Annotated in this window: 16 protein-coding genes; 5 read left to right on the plus strand and 11 right to left on the minus strand. The window is 72.0% G+C overall.

Annotation, left to right across the window (positions count from 1 at the left end; genetic code table 11):
- The first annotated feature begins 83 nt into the window (after nt 1-83).
- The 4 genes from MFF61_RS10675 to MFF61_RS10690 all read left to right on the plus strand — a co-directional run bounded on the left by MFF61_RS10675 (nt 84) and on the right by MFF61_RS10690 (nt 3489).
- Nucleotides 84-1034: an alpha/beta hydrolase gene (locus MFF61_RS10675; RefSeq protein WP_238235088.1), complete on the plus strand. Its 951-nt coding sequence runs from the start codon at nt 84-86 to the stop codon at nt 1032-1034.
- Nucleotides 1031-1939 (plus strand): DMT family transporter, encoded by a 909-nt coding sequence (locus tag MFF61_RS10680; protein WP_238235089.1) that lies wholly within the window; start codon nt 1031-1033, stop codon nt 1937-1939. The genes MFF61_RS10675 and MFF61_RS10680 overlap by 4 nt, the downstream gene beginning before the upstream one ends.
- A 246-nt stretch (nt 1940-2185) precedes the next feature.
- On the plus strand, nt 2186-3103 hold the full coding sequence (locus tag MFF61_RS10685) for a C1 family peptidase (protein WP_238235090.1): 918 nt from the start codon (nt 2186-2188) through the stop codon (nt 3101-3103).
- 92 nt (nt 3104-3195) lie between these two features.
- The gene (locus tag MFF61_RS10690; RefSeq protein ID WP_238235091.1) at nt 3196-3489 is read left to right on the plus strand and encodes a hypothetical protein; all 294 of its coding nucleotides are present in this window, start codon (nt 3196-3198) and stop codon (nt 3487-3489) included.
- Between the two features lie 35 nt (nt 3490-3524).
- Here MFF61_RS10690 and MFF61_RS10695 read toward each other — a convergent pair whose 3' ends face one another.
- The 4 genes from MFF61_RS10695 to MFF61_RS10710 form a co-directional block, all read right to left on the minus strand.
- Nucleotides 3525-4190 (minus strand): response regulator, encoded by a 666-nt coding sequence (locus tag MFF61_RS10695; RefSeq protein WP_238235092.1) that lies wholly within the window; start codon nt 4188-4190, stop codon nt 3525-3527.
- A 171-nt stretch (nt 4191-4361) separates the two neighbouring features.
- Nucleotides 4362-4814 carry a secondary thiamine-phosphate synthase enzyme YjbQ gene (locus MFF61_RS10700; RefSeq protein ID WP_238235093.1) on the minus strand — a complete coding sequence of 151 codons (453 nt, stop codon included), beginning with the start codon at nt 4812-4814 and terminating at the stop codon, nt 4362-4364.
- On the minus strand, nt 4814-6514 hold the full coding sequence (locus MFF61_RS10705; protein WP_238235094.1) for a cisplatin damage response ATP-dependent DNA ligase: 1701 nt from the start codon (nt 6512-6514) through the stop codon (nt 4814-4816). Before MFF61_RS10705 ends, MFF61_RS10700 begins: the two co-directional genes overlap by 1 nt.
- Nucleotides 6511-7590 carry a ligase-associated DNA damage response exonuclease gene (locus MFF61_RS10710; protein ID WP_238235095.1) on the minus strand — a complete coding sequence of 360 codons (1080 nt, stop codon included), beginning with the start codon at nt 7588-7590 and terminating at the stop codon, nt 6511-6513. The genes MFF61_RS10705 and MFF61_RS10710 overlap by 4 nt, the downstream gene beginning before the upstream one ends.
- Before the next feature lie 63 nt (nt 7591-7653).
- On the opposite strand from MFF61_RS10710, the gene MFF61_RS10715 reads away from it, so the two are divergent.
- Nucleotides 7654-8592 (plus strand): class I SAM-dependent DNA methyltransferase, encoded by a 939-nt coding sequence (locus tag MFF61_RS10715; RefSeq protein ID WP_238235096.1) that lies wholly within the window; start codon nt 7654-7656, stop codon nt 8590-8592.
- 8 nt (nt 8593-8600) lie between these two features.
- On the opposite strand, the gene MFF61_RS10720 is transcribed toward MFF61_RS10715, so the two are convergent.
- The 7 genes from MFF61_RS10720 to chpT all read right to left on the minus strand — a co-directional run bounded on the left by MFF61_RS10720 (nt 8601) and on the right by chpT (nt 16088).
- Nucleotides 8601-8810 carry a hypothetical protein gene (locus MFF61_RS10720; RefSeq protein WP_238235097.1) on the minus strand — a complete coding sequence of 70 codons (210 nt, stop codon included), beginning with the start codon at nt 8808-8810 and terminating at the stop codon, nt 8601-8603.
- A 391-nt stretch (nt 8811-9201) separates the two neighbouring features.
- Complete coding sequence (locus tag MFF61_RS10725) at nt 9202-10086, minus strand: CheR family methyltransferase (protein WP_238235098.1); 885 nt, start codon at nt 10084-10086, stop codon at nt 9202-9204.
- Nucleotides 10087-10126: 40 nt separating this feature from the next.
- Nucleotides 10127-11278 carry a protein-glutamate methylesterase/protein-glutamine glutaminase gene (locus tag MFF61_RS10730; protein ID WP_238235099.1) on the minus strand — a complete coding sequence of 384 codons (1152 nt, stop codon included), beginning with the start codon at nt 11276-11278 and terminating at the stop codon, nt 10127-10129.
- 185 nt (nt 11279-11463) lie between these two features.
- A complete protein-coding gene (locus MFF61_RS10735) occupies nt 11464-11829 on the minus strand; it encodes a response regulator (RefSeq protein ID WP_238235100.1) in 366 nt (121 codons plus the stop codon).
- A 14-nt stretch (nt 11830-11843) separates the two neighbouring features.
- Complete coding sequence (locus tag MFF61_RS10740; RefSeq protein ID WP_238235101.1) at nt 11844-12344, minus strand: chemotaxis protein CheW; 501 nt, start codon at nt 12342-12344, stop codon at nt 11844-11846.
- 41 nt (nt 12345-12385) lie between these two features.
- Nucleotides 12386-15166, minus strand: a complete 2781-nt coding sequence (locus MFF61_RS10745) for a hybrid sensor histidine kinase/response regulator (protein WP_238235102.1) — start codon at nt 15164-15166, stop codon at nt 12386-12388.
- 274 nt (nt 15167-15440) lie between these two features.
- The gene (gene chpT, locus MFF61_RS10750) at nt 15441-16088 is read right to left on the minus strand and encodes a histidine phosphotransferase ChpT (RefSeq protein WP_238235103.1); all 648 of its coding nucleotides are present in this window, start codon (nt 16086-16088) and stop codon (nt 15441-15443) included.
- Nucleotides 16089-16210 lie beyond the last annotated feature (122 nt).

The raw sequence follows: 16210 nt of genomic DNA on the forward strand, positions 1-16210 counted from the left end.
AGGATGGCGCACGCAAAAATTTCGCCCGACACTTCTGCCAAAGGGACCGCCCGGACCAGCCCGGACGGCGACGAGACCGGAGCATGATCGACCACGCCCTCTTCGATCCCGCCAGGACCGACCCGGATGCCGAGCGGCTCAACCGGGAGATCATCGCCGCGCAGGCGCGCGCGCCCGATCCGTGGTCGCTGCCCGTCGAGGAGGTGCGCGCGCGCCGCCGCCAGGGCAGCCCGGCGCTCCCCGCCATGCCGCGCAGCGCCCGGGCCGAGACCCTCACGATCCCGGGGCCGGGTGGGCCGCTCGCCCTGCGGGTGATCCGGCCGGTGCGCAAGGCACGCGGGGCCTACCTGCACATCCACAGCGGCGGCTGGATCTGGGGCGGGGCCGACGAGCAGGACCCGTGGCTGGAGCGGATCGCCGACCGCTGCGGCTTCGTCTGCCTCTCGGTGGAGTACCGCCTCGCGCCCGAGCACCCCTACCCAGCCCCGATCGACGATTGCGAGGCCGCCGCCCTCTGGCTGCACGGCGAGGGCCGGCGGCTGTTCGGGGTCGAGGCGCTGACGATCGGCGGCGAATCGGTGGGCGCGCATCTGAGCGTGATGACGCTGCTGCGCCTGCGCGACCGGCACGCCCTGCCCAAGGCCTTCCGGGGCGCGAACCTGTTCTCGGGCCTCTACGACCTCGGCGTGACCGCGAGCGCCCGCAACTGGGGCGAGGAGCGCCTCGTCCTCAACTCCACGGACGTGCGCCGCTTCGCCGACGGCTTCGTGCCGGACGGGGTGCCGCGCCGCTCCCCCGAGGTCTCGCCGCTCTACGCCGACCTGAAGGGCCTGCCCCCGGCCCTGTTCTCGGTCGGCACCCGCGACCCGCTCCTCGACGACACGCTGTTCATGTCGATGCGCTGGGCGGCGGCCAACAACGGCGGCTACACGGCCGTCTACACGGGCGGCTGCCACGTCTTCATCCGCTACCCCCTCGCCATGACCGAACGGGCGCTGGAACTGAGCGAGCGCTTCCTGATGGCGCTGGCATGACGGAACCGGGCGGCCCCGCCGCCCGGTCGGCGCGCGCGGCCTATGGGTTCCTCACCGTCACGGCGTGGCTCTGGGCCGGGAACGCGGTGGCGAGCAAATGGGCCGTGGGGGAGGTCTCGCCCCAGGCGCTGACCGCCCTGCGCTGGGCCTTCGCCTGCACGGCCCTCGCCCTGGTCGCGGGCCGCCGCATCGCCCGCGAGTGGCCGGCCCTCGTCCCGCACTGGCGCCGCGTGCTGCTGATGGGCGGCTGCGGCTACACGGCCTTCAACGGCCTCTACTACGCGGCGGGCGGCCACACGAGCACGGTCAACCTCGTGCTGTTCCAGGGCTCGATCCCGGTCCTGGTGATCCTCTGCAACCGGATCGTGCGCGGCACCCGCGTGAGCCTCGGGCAGGCGCTCGGCGTCGTGGTCACGCTCGCGGGCGTGATGGTGGCGGCGACGCACGGCGACTGGGGCGTGCTGAGCTCCTTCGCCTTCAACGTCGGCGACGGGCTCCTGCTGATCGCCTGCCTGTTCTACGCCGGCTACACGGTGGCCCTGGCCTCCCGGCCGCAGGTGTCGGGCCTCACCTTCTTCTCCGCGATGGCGCTCGCCGCCTGGGCGACCTCGCTGCCGCTCATGGGCGCCGAATGGGCGGCCGGCCGGCTGCTGTGGCCGACCGCGACGGGGTGGGCCATCATCCTGTTCGCGGCGCTCGGCCCCTCGCTCGCCGCCCAGCTCTGCTTCATGCGCGGCGTCGAGATCATCGGGCCGAACCGGGCCGGCCTGTTCGTGAACCTCGTGCCGATCTTCGGGGCGATCCTGGCGGTGGCCCTGGTCGGCGAGCCGTTCGGCCCCACCGAGGGGGCGGCCCTGGCGCTGGTGCTCGGCGGGATCTTCATCGCGGAGCGGTGGCGCGGCTGAGGCAGGCCGACATCCCCTGGCATCGTCCGATCGGGCTGAGCGCGTCCACTGCAGACGTGCCGTCACGATGCGTAAACCCGACTTCATTCCCGAGATGGTCCAGGTGAATCCGGGCTGGCGCGTGCCGGCCCGATACTCACTGATCTCAGGGCGGATTGGAGATCAGCCGCAAGGCGAGGCGCGGAGATTCCCGTTGAAGTAGTTGTGACGATGTGATTTGGTTGTGCTCGAGCGGGGAGCAAGACCATGCCGGAGCCGGACTTCAACGCGATCAACCAAGCGGTGTCACGGTCCGGCGCGACCTGGACGTCTGGGCAGACGTCGATGAGCCGTTACTTCGGCAGCATCACGGCGGCGAACGAGCGATTTGGCTTGGCGTTCGATCCTCAGGCGGCCAAGGAGGTGGTTCGCACCGCACGGCTGAACGAGCCGAGTCTCTTTGCCTTTGCGGCGCCACCGCCCCCGCGGCTGGACTGGCGCAAGCACAACGGAAAGAACTACGTGACGCCGATTCGCGATCAGTCAGATTGCGGCGCCTGCGTGGCCTTCGCGACGAACGCGGTCCTGGAAGCCCGCTATCTGCTCGCCCTGGCGCAGCCCGGCCAGGATTTCGATCTGTCGGAGGCCCACCTGTTCTACTGCGGCGCCGGCAACGCCTGCGCAACCGGTTGGATCTACGACAAGGCGCTTGCCTTCGCGAAGAAGAGCGGCGTCGGCCTGGAGCAGGATTTTCCCTACACGCCCGGCAACCAATCGTGCCGGAAGATTCCACCTTTTCTGAAGGTCAAGTCCTGGACCGAGAACGCGTCGATGACGGCCCGCAAGCGCGCCTTGCAGCGCGGGCCGGTCATCGGCGGCATGCAGGTCTTCGAGGATTTCATGACCTACCGGAGCGGCATCTACGAGAGCGTGATCGGCGAGTTCCTCGGCTGGCACGCCGTCGCGATCATCGGCTACGACGACGATGAGCAGTGCTGGATCGGCAAGAACAGCTGGGGCGCCGGATGGGGCGAGAACGGCTTTTTCCGAATCTCGTACGGCCAGTGCAGCATCGACTCGAAGGTGCTGTTCTACGATCCCGACATCCAAGTCGTGAGCCAAGCCGCCGAGATGCCGAAAGCGCGAACCGCGACGCGCCGACGCAAGCCGAAACCTGTCGCTTGACGGAGGCCGGCCAGCACGGGAACCGCTGCGTGCAATCGCGCGTCGACTCTGACATCGTGCCGCAGCACGGTCGAGGCACGGAGAGGCGCGCGATGACCACGAAGACGAGACGGGGCGTGGCCAAGGTCAGCGACGATGGGACGGTGATCCTGACGGCGCCGGCCGACGGCGTCGGCGGCTTCCGGTGGCAGCTGGAGCTGCCGGCTCGGGTCGGCACCCTCGTCCGCCGCCAGCAGACGGTCGCGGGCGGCATGGGTGCGGGATCCGAAGCGACGTTCGTCGTGAAGGTCGACGACCCTGACGGCGGTCCGGTGCACTTGGTGAAGAAGCGGCCCTGGGAGCAGCAGCCGATCGAGGTGCTCGAGTACAAGCTCTCCCGCGACTGAGCCCGGCGCCCGTCCCGAACCGGTCGGGCCGCCCTTCAGTCCACCCCCGCCGGCGGCTTCAGCGTCGCGCCGATGCGGGAGGAGACGATCACCGCCTGGGTGCGGCTCTCGACGCCGAGCTTCTGCAGGATCGCCGAGACGTGGGCCTTCACGGTGGCCTCCGACACGCCGAGTTCGTAGGCGATCTGCTTGTTGAGCAGCCCCTCCGACAGCATCATCAGCACGCGCACCTGCTGGGGCGTCAGCGTCGCGAGGCGCCGCATCAGCTCGGCCGTCTCCTTGTCCTCGGAGGCCGTGAGCGCGATGTCCGGCGGCGACCAGTTGCCGCCCGCCAGCACCTGCCGGACCGCCTCGCCGATCTGGTCGATGTCGAGGGATTTCGGGATGAAGCCGGCGGCGCCGAAGTCGAGGGCGCGGCGGATCACCACCGGATCCTCGTTGGCCGAGACGATCACCACGGGGATCGCCGGATGCTGGGCACGCAGGTAGATCAGGCCGGAGAAGCCCTGCACCCCCGGCATGGTGAGGTCGAGCAGCACGAGATCGACCTCGGCCTCGCGGTCGAGGAGCGCGGTGAGCGCGTCGAGCCCGTTCGCCTCGATGATCCGCGCACCCGGCAGGATCGCCTCCACGGCGCCGCGCAGCGCGCCGCGGAAGAGCGGGTGGTCGTCGGCGACGACGATGGTGGTGTCGGCACTCAAACCCGTCTCCTGCCCCGGCGCAGCGCGATGGAGCCCGAAACCCGGCGGGCGGCGGCTCTCTTCTCGTCAATCCTTAGATCGTTGCGCGCGCGGCGACAATTTCGGCGGTCGACGGAGCGTCGTCCTGTCCCGCCGATTCGGTGATTTCGGCTTCCGATTGCGTAGTTGAACTTATGCACCCATGACGTGCAGAGCGATCTCGCGCCGGTGCGGCCGGTCGCGGTGCTCGACCACGTAGATCCCCTGCCAGGTGCCGAGCGCGAGGCGGCCCTCCACCAGCGGCACCGTCAGGGCGACGTCGGTGAGCATGGTGCGGATGTGTCCCGGCATGTCGTCCGGCCCCTCGGCGTGGTGCAGATAGGGCCGGTCGCGCGGCGCGAGCCGGTCGAGGGCCGCGAGAAGGTCGGTGCGCACGTCCGGATCGGCGTTCTCCTGGATGGTCAGCGAGGCCGAGGTGTGGCGGCAGAACAGCGTGAGCTGGCCGTGCCGCAGCCCGCTCTCGCGCACGAAGGCCGCGGCCTCGGCGGTGATGTCGGTGAAGCCCCGGCCGCGCGTCGGCACGCTCAGGCGGCCCGAGACCTGCTTCGTCACCGCGCCCGCGGCGATCACCTCGACCCGTCCCATCAGGCCATCCCCCGTCCCGGCATCACCTCGCGCTCGCCCCGCTCCAGGATCTTCTGCAGGGTCTCGATCCGGTCCGCCTCGGCGGCCGGCTTGTCCCAGCGGATGCGGCTCACGCGGGGAAAGCGCATCGCCACGCCGGATTTGTGCCGGGTCGAGCGCTGCAGCCCCTCGAAGGCGATCTCCAGGACGAGCCCCCGGGCCGGGCCGTACTCCACCTCGCGCACCGGGCCGAAGCGCTTGACCGTGTGGTTGCGCACGTAGCGGTCGAGCTTGGCCAGCTCCTCGTCGGTGAAGCCGTGATAGGCCTTGCCCACCGGCACCAGTTCCTCCCCGCCCTCAGGCGACTCGCGCCAGACCCCGAACGTGTAGTCGGAGTAGAAGGACGAGCGCTTCCCGTGGCCGCGCTGGGCGTACATCATCACGGCATCGACCCGGTAGGGCTCGCGCTTCCACTTCCACCATGGCCCCTTGGGGCGTCCCGGCACGTAGGCGCTGGTGCGCCGCTTGAGCATCACGCCCTCGATCGCCTCCGCGTCCGGCCCGGCCCCGGCGGCGGCCGGGTCGGCGCGGGCGGCCGTCAGCTCGTCCCAGCCACGGAAAGGCACCAGAGGCGAGAGGTCGATGCGGGCCTGATCGAGGCTCTGCACGAAGGCTTCGAGGCGCGCGCGCCGCTCCGCGAAGGGCAGCGGGCGCAGGTCCTCGTCGTCGAGGGCGAGGAGGTCGTAGGCGCGGACATGGGCGGGGAAGTCCTGCAGGAGCTTGGCGGTCACCGCCTTCCGGTTCAGGCGCTGCTGGAGCACGTTGAAGCTCTGCACCCGCCCCTCGCGCAGGATCAGCAATTCGCCGTCGAGCGCGCCCGAGAAGCGAACCGCCTCGGCGAGGTCCGGGAAGGCGCCCGAGATGTCCTCGCCGGTGCGCGAGTAGATGCGGGCCACCTGGGCGCCGGCGCGATCCCTGCCCCCGACGAGCTGCACCCGGATGCCGTCCCACTTCCACTCGGCCGCGAAGGCCTCCGGGTCGAGCTTGGCGAAGTCGGTCTCCTCGTCCACCGGGTGGGACAGCATCGGCGGGCGGAACGGCGCCGGGTTCAGGCTCTCGGGCCGCTCGGCCCGTCCCTCGACCCAGGCGAAGAGCGGGATGTAGGGGGCCTTGAGCCCGTGCCAGACCTCCTCCACCGCGTCCGCCTCGACGCCGCCGAGGCTCGCCACCGCCGTCTTGGCCAAGCGCGCCGAGACGCCGACCCGCAACTCGCCGGTGATGAGCTTGATCAGCGCCCAGCGCCCGGTCTCGTCGAGCACGTCGAGCCACGCGGCGAGGCGGGCGGGCAGGTCGCTCTTGCCGATCGTGCCCAGCGCCTCCACCACCTCGGCGAGGCTCGGGACGTGGGGCGGCGGGTTGTTGTGGCCGGGACCGGGCGGGGGCGGCGGCGGGCTCGGCCAGATCAGCGCCGTCGTCTCCGCGAGGTCGCCGACGTAGTGGTACGACATCCGGAACAGCACGGGGTCGACCCGCGCCTCCACGAGGCCGCGGATCAGGTTGGGCTTGGCCTCCCGGAAGCTCAGGGCCCCGGTCATCGCGGCGAGCGCGAAGCCGCGGTCGGGATCGGGCGTGCGGGCGAAGAAATCCTGCAGCAGCCGCAGCTTGGCGTTGCGCCGCGGCTCGTAGGCGAGGCGGTCGAGGAGGTGGGCGAAGTCGTTCACGCCGCGTTCCCCGGAACCGTCTGGTCCTGCGCCGTCTGCTCCTGTGCCGTCTCCTCTTGCGCCGTCTCGGCCTCCTCGTCGCCGTAGCCCAGCATGTGCAGGGGACGGGCCGCGATGCCGCGGCTGGCGCACCAATGCACCAGGGCGTCCTCCTGACCGTGCGTGACCCAGACCTCGCCCGCCCCTGTCTCCACGATCGTGCGGCAGAGGTCGTCCCAGTCCGAGTGGTCGGAGATCACGAGCGGCAGCTCCACCCCCTTCTGGCGGGCGCGGGCGCGCACGCGCATCCAGCCCGACGCGAAGGCGGTGACCGGATCGGGAAACTTGCGCGACCACAGGTCCTGGATCGCCGAGGGCGGGCAGAGCACCACCGCGCCGGCGAGCTTCGGCCGGTCGGCGGCCCCCACCTTCGGCGTTTCGCCGAGCGGGATGCCCTCGCGCTTGTAGAGGTCGGTGAGCTTCTCCAGCGCGCCGTGCAGGTGGATCGGCGCGTCGAACCCCTCCTCGCGCAGGAGCGCCATCACGCGCTGCGCCTTGCCGAGGCTGTAGGCGCCGACGATGTGGGTGCGCTCGGGGAAGAGCCGCACGGAATCGAGCAGCCGGCGCACCTCGTCGCGCGCGTCGGGATGGCGGAAGACCGGCAGCCCGAAGGTCGCCTCGGTGATGAAGACGTCGCAGGGCACCACCTCGAACGGGCGGCAGGTCGGGTCCGGCGCCCGCTTGTAGTCGCCCGAGACCACGATGCGCGTGCCCCCGGCCTCGATGACGATCTGGGCCGAGCCCAGCACATGGCCGGCAGGGGCGAAGCGCACGTCCACCTCGCCGACGCGGATCGTCTCCCCGAGGCAGGCCTCCTGGCGGGTTCGGCAAAACGCCTCGCCGTAGCGCACCGCCATGATCCGCAGGGTCTCGCCCGTCGCCAGCACCCGGCCGTGGCCGGCCCGGGCGTGGTCGGCGTGGCCGTGGGTGATCAGTGCCCGCGGCACCGGCCGGACGGGATCGACGTGGAAGTCGCCGGGCGGGCAGTAGAGGCCTTCGCGGGTCAGGGTGAGGAGGTCGGCGGGCGTGCGGGCCATTCCGGTTCCGGACAGTGCTGGAAGCCGTATATAGGCGCCTTCCCGCTCCCGTCCGTGTCCGCGATGGCCGCACTCCGCTCCTCCGGCGACCTCCTCGCCGACCGCCGCTACGTCTGGGCCGAGGCCGCGCTCGCCGAGGGCGATCCCGCTGCCGCGGCCGACCTCGCCGAGCAGGTGCTGGAGCGCGCGCCCTCCTACGGACCCGCATGGCTGCTGCTCGGCCAAGCGCGCGAGGCCCTGGCGCGCGACGAGGCGGGCCGCGAGCACGCCCGGGAGGCCTTCGCGCGGGCGCTCGCGCTCGATCCGCAGGATGCGCTCGGCGCAGCGTTGCGGCTGGCCCGGCTCGGCGGGGCGGCGGACCGGCCCGCGCTCTCTCCCGCCTACGTGCGCGCCCTGTTCGACGGCTATGCCGGGCGCTTCGAGGATCACTTGGTCGGGGCGCTCGGCTACTGCGCCCCGGAGATGATCCGCGCGGCGCTCGCTACGCTGGCGCCCGCGCGGGGCCGCGCCCTGCCCTTCCGCCGCGCCCTCGACCTCGGCTGCGGCACGGGGCTCGCGGCCCGCGCCCTCGGCGGCATGGCCGCGGCGATCGAGGGCGTCGATCTCTCGCCGCGCATGCTCGCCGAGGCCCGCCGGCGCGGGGGCTATGCGCGGCTGCACGAGGCCGATCTCGGGAGCTTCCTCGCCGGGCAGGCGCCCGGCAGCGCCGACCTCCTCGTGGCGGCGGACGTGTTCGTGTATGTGCGCGACCTCGGGCCGGTCTTCCGCGAGGCCGCCCGCGTGCTGGAGCCCGGCGGCCTGTTCGCGCTCACGCTGCAGGCGCACGCGGGCGAGGGCGCGGTGCTGGGCGCGGATGGGCGCTATGCCCACGCGGAGGCGCTGCTGCACGCGGAGGCGGACGGCGCGGGGCTGGCCCCGGCGCTGCTGCGCCCCGCCGCGATCCGCCGCCAGAACGGGGAAGGCGTGCCGGGCTGGCTCGCGGTGCTGGCGCGCGATGCCTGAGGCGGGCCTCAGCGCCCCTCGCGGATCAGCCGCTGGAGCGCGCGCTGGTCGAGCGGGCTCGGCTTGGCGCGGGAGGAGACGGTCCCGGTGACGGCCGGATCGGGAACCGCCGCGACCGCGCGGCTCCCCGGCGCGGGGCGCGTCGCCCATTGCGCCGCGACGACGAGCGCCGTGATCGCCAGGATGGCCTTGATGCCGCCGGTCAGGAGACGCCACATCGCGCCGTCGAAGCCCCTCGGGCGCGCGGAGAGAAGGTCCGCGGCCCGCGCCGCCATGATGAGGCCGCAGGGCTTAATGCGAGGTTCGACGCCGGGCGCCGCGTCCCACCATGAGGCGCGGATTCAGGTGGGCCATGCGCCAGGGCTTCGGTTCCTGTTCCCCGAACCCCCGACACTCCTGCGACTGCTCGGCCCACTGAGCCTCACAGGGTTGGGTTGCAGAGAACTGGTCCGCCCCACCCCGTCATCGCCGGCCTTTCTGCCGCGCAGCCCGGACGGGTTCCGGAAGCCTCCAGGCGCGCCGGCAGCCAGGACGGCCCGTTTAGCAGACCCGGCGGGCGGGGCAACAGGAATGGGCCTCCCCGGCCCGCGTCGAAACGCGGCCTTGCGCTCAGCGCATCGCGAAGCGTGGCAGGCTCGGGGCCGGCGCGAGGGCTGGAGCCGGCGCGGGGGCGACCGCCCGGGCCTGGCCGTGGCGGTAGAGGCCGCGGTGCTTGGGATCCGGGCTGAGCGCGTCCGTGATGCCGATCACGGTCTCGGCGGCGCCGAGCAGCACGGCGCCGTCGGGCGCGAGCTGGGCGGCGATGCGCGCCAGCACGTCCGCCTTGGTCGGCGCGTCGAAGTAGATCAGCACGTTGCGGCAATACACGATGTCGAAGGTGCCGAGGTGGTCGAACCGGTCGAGCAGGTTGAGCGGCCGGTAATCCACCATCTGGCAGAGGGCCGGCCTGAGGCGCCACTGCTCGCCGACCTGCTCGAAGTACTTGAGCATGAGCTGGACCGGCAGGCCGCGCTGGACCTCGAACTGGTTGTAGAGGCCGAGCTTGGCCTTCTCCAGCACCTCGGTCGAGAGGTCGGTGGCGATCAGTTCGATGCGCCAGCCGGCGAGCTGAGGCGCCGCCTCGTTGAGCAGCATCGCCAGCGAGTAGGGCTCCTGCCCGGTCGACGCCGCCGCGCACCAGATCCGCAGGCGGCGCACACCCGCGCGGGCGGCGAGCGCCTGGGGCAGCAGCACGTCCCGAAAGAGGTCGAACGGCGCCCGGTCGCGAAAGAAGAAGGTCTCGTTGGTGGTCATCGCCTCGATCACCGCCTTGTCGAGGCCGCCCGCGCGGGCCAGCCGCAGGGCGCCGACGAGGTCGGAGAGGGTGGCGATGCCGAAGCGCCGGCACACCGGCAGCAGGCGGCTCTCGATCAGGTACCGCTTCTCGGCCGTCAGCGCGAGGCCGGACTTCTGCTTGAGGTAGCCGCGCAGGTACTCGAAGTCGGCATCCGTCATGAGCGTGGGTCCCGTGCGGACGCGGCGGAAAGGGTGCGCATCACGCCGCCCCGCCGGAGATCTGCGCCCGCAGGGCCGGTCCGATCGCCGGCAGGGCCAGGATCTCGTGGGCGTAGCCCGCCTTGGCGATGCTGCCGGGCATGCCCCACACGGTGGAGGAGGCCTCGTCCTGCACCAGCATCGCGCCGCCCGCCTCCACCAGGGCCTTGGCCCCGTGCGTGCCGTCCGAGCCCATGCCGGTGAGGACCACCGAGAGGGTCGCGGCGCCGAACACCTGCGCGGCATCGCGGAACAGGACGTCCACCGCCGGCCGGCAGAAATTCACCGGCGGCCCGTCGTCGAGCCGGATCGTGACGTCGTGGCCCGATCCGCCGAGGCCCATGTGCCGCCCGCCGGGAGCGACGTAGATCGTGCCCGGGCGCAGGGCCTCGCCGTGCTTGCCCTCCGCCGCCGGCAGGCCGATGCGGGTGCCGAGATGGTCGGCGAACACCCCGGTGAAGACCGGCGGCATGTGCTGCACGATCAGCACCGGCAGGCGCCTGAGCGTCGGGGCGCCGATGCCTTCGAGCACCTCGCCCACCGCCCGCGGCCCGCCGGTCGAGGCGCCGATCAGCAGCACCCGCGGCGCGCCGCGCGCGCTGCGGACCCGCAGCGGGGCGGGCGCCGGGCGCGGAGCCGGCTGCGCCGGCGCGCCCGCCCGCTCGGGCAGGCCCGGCCGCTCCGGCGCGGCCCGCCGCAGCGGGGCACCGCGGGCTTGGCCGAGCATCCGGATCTTCTGGATCAGATCCTCGCGGAAGGCCGCCGTGGTGGTGACGCCGCGATTGCCCTCGGGCTTGGGCAGATAGTCGATGGCGCCGAGCGCGAGGCAGCGCAGGGAGATCTCGGCGTTGCGCTGGGTCAGGGTCGACATCATCACGACCTGCAGCCCCGGCCGCTTGGCGAGCAGCCGCGGCAGCGCCTGGGTGCCGTCGATCTCCGGCATCTCGATGTCGAGGAGCACGATGTCCGGATGCGCGCGGTCGAGGGCCTCGATGGCCAGCCGCCCGTTGGCGGCCGTGGCCACGACCTCGCAGCCGGCCTCCTCCAGCCAGCGCGTGACGAGGCCGCGCACCACGGCGGAATCGTCGGCCACCATGACCCGGATGCGCGGGGCGCCGTGCGGCGATGGGGAGGGAGCGACGGAGGCTGCCATATGATCGTGTTCTCGCGCTGGGCCGCATGGTCCCGCGGCAGGCCGCCGGTCCGCGGGGGGCGATGGGGAATGGGACGAGGGCGGCGCCCGGAGCGCCGGTCGTGCGGCGGGGCGGGAGCGCCCTCCCCCGCCGTGCGGCCGGGCCGCGGAGGCGGCGCGCGGCGGGTCCGTCGCGCGCCGCCCGCTCAGGCGAGCCCGACCTCCTGGAGCTTGGCGGTCATGATGTCCTTGTCGAAGGGCTTCATGATGTACTCGTCCGCCCCGGCATGGAGCGCGCGGGCGATCGAGGCCACGTCGTTCTCGGTCGTGCAGAACACCACCTTGGGCTTGTCGCCCTCGGGCAGGCGGCGCAGCTCGCGCAGGAACTCGTAGCCGTCCATCTGCGGCATGCGCCAGTCGAGCAGGATCGCGTCCGGCATCGCGGCGCGGCAGAGCGCGACCGCGTCGGTTCCGTCCTCCGCCTCCACGACGCGGAAGGCCAGACCCTCCAGGATGCGGCGCGCCACTTTCCGGATGACGGCGGAATCGTCGACGACGAGGCAGGTTCTCATGGCGCTCTCCGGCTTCAAGCCGCGTTCACGGCCGCGCGCTCGTCGCCGAAGGCCAGCACGGCATCGACGTCGAGGACGATCAGCAGACGTCCGTCGAGGCGGTGCACGCCGCGCGAGACGCCGCGCCAGCGCGCGTCCATGTGCACCGGGTTGGGGCCGTAGGTGTCCGCGGAGAGCTTCATCACCTCCCCGACCTGATCGACGAGCAGGCCGTAGGCCTCGCCGCCGTGCTCGAGACCCACCGCCATGTTGCGGCCCTCGGAGACCCGGTCGGGCAGGCCGAGGCGGCGGCGCAGGCAGATCGCGGTGACGACCCGGCCGCGCAGGTTGAGCAGGCCCTTGATCTCGGGCGGGGCCAGCGGCACGTCGGTGAGGTTGGTGGCGATGAAGACATCGTGCACCCGGTCGATCGGGAGCCCGAACATCTCCTCGCCGAGCGAGACCGTGACGTAGTCCACGGTCTCCCCGGCCGGGGGGGCGCCCGTCTTGGCGTCGTTGGTGTTGGCGGCCATCATGGGGCTCTAGCCTTCGATCCGGAGGAGAGGGCGCCGCGGCGTCAGGCCGCGACGTCGAGGGCGGAGGCGGTGACCTCGTTCAGGGCCGCCACGAGGCCGCTGCGGTCGAACTTCGCCACGAAATCGGCGATGCCGAGCGCGCGCGCCCGCTCGATCGCCTCCGGCGCCGTGCTGGCGGCGAGCGCGATCACCGGCACCTGCGCGATCCGGGGCGAGGCCCGCCGCATCGCCTCGACGAGGTCGAAGCCCGAGCGGCCCGGCATGTCGAGGTCGCTCACCACCACGTCGATGGCGGTCTCCCCGAGCAGGAGCCCCAGCGCCTCCTCGGCGCTCGCCGCCGCCGTGACCCGATAGCCCGCCGCCTTGAGGACGGGGGTCAGCATCTCGCGGAAGAAGGCCGAGTCGTCGACGAGGAGGAGCTGCGGGACCTTGTGCTCCTTGCGCCGGGGGGCGCGCGCCCAGTCGTCGTGGGCGAGCGGGAGGTAATGGGCGATGTTGACGATCTCGGTCGCCCGCCCGCGCACCACCGCCGAGCCGATCAGGTCGGAGCGGTCCGCCGCCAGTTCCACGTCGAGGACGTCGTCCACGATGTCGACGATCTCGTCCACCGCGAGTCCCATCGAGCGCTCGCCGTCCGAGAACACCACCAGCGCCTGCGAGCCCTCCCGCTTGAGCACCTGATCCGGATCGACCGGCACGAGCGGCATCAGCCGCCCGCGGTACTGGATCAGCGGCCGCCCGCCGACCCACTCGATCTTGGCCGCATCGACCTCTTCGAGGCGCGTCACCAGGGAGAGCGGCACCGCCTTGAGCGCGTGCCCGCCGCCCTTGAAGACCAGCAGCGTCACGGTCTGGTCGCCCGAGGCCTCCTCGGTCTCAGCATCCGCCTCGCCCGGCTGGCCGGTGGCGGCGCCGGAGCCGACCATGCGGGCGACGCCGTTCGGGTCGACGATCAGCACCACCGCGCCGTCGCCCAGGATGGTGTTGCCCGAGAAGAGCGGGATGTGCCGCAGCTTCGAGGACATCGGCTTCACGACGATCTCTTCCGTGTGGAAGACGCCGTCCACCAGGATGCCGAAGCGCTGGCGCCCGACCTGGCTCACCACCACGAAGCCCTCGTCGGTCGAGGCGGTGGAGGGATCCTTGTCGAGGCCGAGCATCCCGGCGATCGGCACGATCGGCAGCAGGCGGTCGCGCAGGCGCAGCACCGGCGAGCCATTGATGCGCTCCACCGTGTGGTCGCTGCCCGGCTGGACGCGCACCAGTTCGAGCACCGAGACCTGCGGGATCGCGAAGCGGTGGTCGCGGGCCGAGACGATCAGCGCCGCCACGATGGCGAGCGTGAGCGGGATCTTGATCGTGAAGGTGGTGCCCTGGCCGAGCTGGGTGCGGATGTCGACCGTGCCGCCAATCAGCTCGATGTTGGTCTTGACCACGTCCATGCCGACGCCGCGGCCGGAGACCGAGGTGATGGCCTTGGCGGTCGAGAAGCCGGCATGGAAGATGAACTTCGCGACCTGCGCGTCGCTCATCCGCTCGACCTCGGCCTCGGAGGCGATGCCGCGCTCCACCGCCTTGCGGCGGATGGTGGCGAGGTCGAGGCCCTTGCCGTCGTCGGCGATCTCGATGGTGATCGTGCCGCCCTCGTGGAAGGCGTTGAGACGGATCGTGCCCTTCTCGGGCTTGCCCGCGGCCTTGCGCTCGGGGCCGGACTCGATGCCGTGATCGGCGGAGTTCCGCACCATGTGGGTGAGCGGATCCTTGATCACCTCCAGCACCTGACGGTCGAGTTCCGTCTCGGCGCCCTGCATCACGAGGTCGATCTTCTTGCCGAGTTCCGACGAGAGGTCGCGCACCACCCGCGGCAGCTTCTGCCACGCCGAGCCGATCGGCTGCATGCGGGTCTTCATGACCCCTTCCTGCAGCTCGGCGGTGACGTTGGAGAGCCGCTGCAGCGGCACCTTGTAGCTGTTGTCCTCGTGGTGGCGGGCGATCTCGAGCAGCTGGTTGCGGGTCAGCACCAGCTCCGAGACCATGGTCATCAGGTGTTCGAGCGTGTCGACGTTCACCCGGATGGTCTGGACCTTGCTCACCGCGACGCTCTCGCCCTCGGAGGCGGGCGCCTCGGCGCGCGGCTCGGGGGCCGCCTTGGCGGCAGCGGGCGCCGGAGCGGGGGGCGCAGCGGCCGGTCCGGGCGTGTCGCGGAAGGCCCGCTCCAGGTCGTCGAGGGTGACCTCGCCGGGCTTCAAGGCCCGCTCCAGCACCTGCGGCACCAGCGAGCCCGTCGTCAGGGCGGGGGCGGCGGGGCCGGGCGTGTCGCGGAAGGCGCGCTCCAGATCGTCGAGGGAGACCTCGCCGGGCTTGAGCGCCCGTTCCAGCACCTGCGGCACCAGCGAGCCCGTGGCCATCGGCGGCGGCGCGGGCGGCGGCGGCGGGGCGGCGGCGATCTCACCCTCGGACATGCGTTCCAGGGCGCCGATCAGGTCCTCGTCGGCGCCCGCCGGCTCGGCGGCGGTGCGCTCCAGCTCCGCGACGATCACCTTGATACGGTCGAGGGTCTGCAGGATCAGCGTCACCGCCTCGCTGGTGACGGTCATGCCGTCGCGGAACTTGCCCATCAGGGTCTCGGCCGCATGGGCCAGCGCTTCGAGGCGCGGCAGGCCGAGGAACCCGCACGTGCCCTTGATGGTGTGAACCAGGCGGAAGATGTTGCGCAGGATCGTCTGGTTGTTGGGATCCTGCTCGAACCGGACGAGTTCGAGATCGACCGTGTCGAGGTGCTCGCCTGTCTCGGTCAGGAACTCACGCAACAAATCGTCCATCGGGGAACTCGTCGGTCGGCGCAGGAGATCTGCGTAGGCCGACAGTGGCACCGGAGCGTTGATGATCCGTTTCCGCGATCGGCACAGTCGGGCCGTTTCACGGGTTAGGCCGGGTGATCGGGAGCGCCCCGGCCGACAGAACTGGAGGATTGGCGTGAGGTTTCGCGTCCGCCGCTCGATCGCGGCGGGATCACGCGCTCCGCCCGGGCGGAGCCTCGCGGCAGATGGCGGCCTTCCTCTGGGGAAGAGCGGCGCGCGGCGCGCCGAGGACCGCTCAGGCCTGCGCGGGCTCGGCGCGGATCGTCACCGTGTCGCCGTCCAGGACGAAGCCGACCCGCATCCCGGCCGCGCGGGCGACGAGCCCGGCGTAATAGGGCTGCACCCCGTGGGCGTCGACGCTGCCGCTCTCGGGCGTCCCGGCGATCAGCGCCTCGACATGGGCGGGGATGCGCGCATGGCTGCCCTGGCTGGTGAGCACGAAGGTCGGGGCCTCGCCCTCCCCGCTCACCTCCACGGTGATGAGGCCGCCGCGCGGGATCGTCGTGGTGGCGATCACCACGAGGTTGAGCAGCAGCTTGACTTGGTTCTTGGGAAACAGCGCGCGCGGCGCGGTCCAGGCGAGCTTCGTCTTCTCGTCGCCGAACAGGCCGCGGGCGACGCTCTCGGCGTCGGCGAGGTCGATGGTGGCGCCCGCCGAGCCCGCCGCCCCGAAGGCGATCCGGGCGAATTGCAGACGGGCCGAGGCCTGCTTGGCGCTCTTGCGGATGAGGTCGATGGCGAAGTCGCGCATCCCCGCATCGTCCTCGTCCTCCAGCACCTCCAGGCCGTTGACGATGGCCCCGACCGGGCTGATCACGTCGTGGCAGACCCGCGAGCAGAGCAGGGCCGAGAGGTCGAGGGCGTCGAGCGTGACGGTGATCATCAAGGGGCTCCGGATGCCGCTCCGACGCGCGATTCGCGGCCTGTGAACGGGCACCGATAGCGGCCCGGCACAGGTTTGAAAAGCCGAGGCGGCCGAGCCTCGCCAGTCGCCTCCTCGCCAGT

Origin of the sequence: Methylobacterium isbiliense (assembly GCF_022179325.1) — a bacterium.
GTDB classification, from domain to species: domain Bacteria; phylum Pseudomonadota; class Alphaproteobacteria; order Rhizobiales; family Beijerinckiaceae; genus Methylobacterium; species Methylobacterium isbiliense.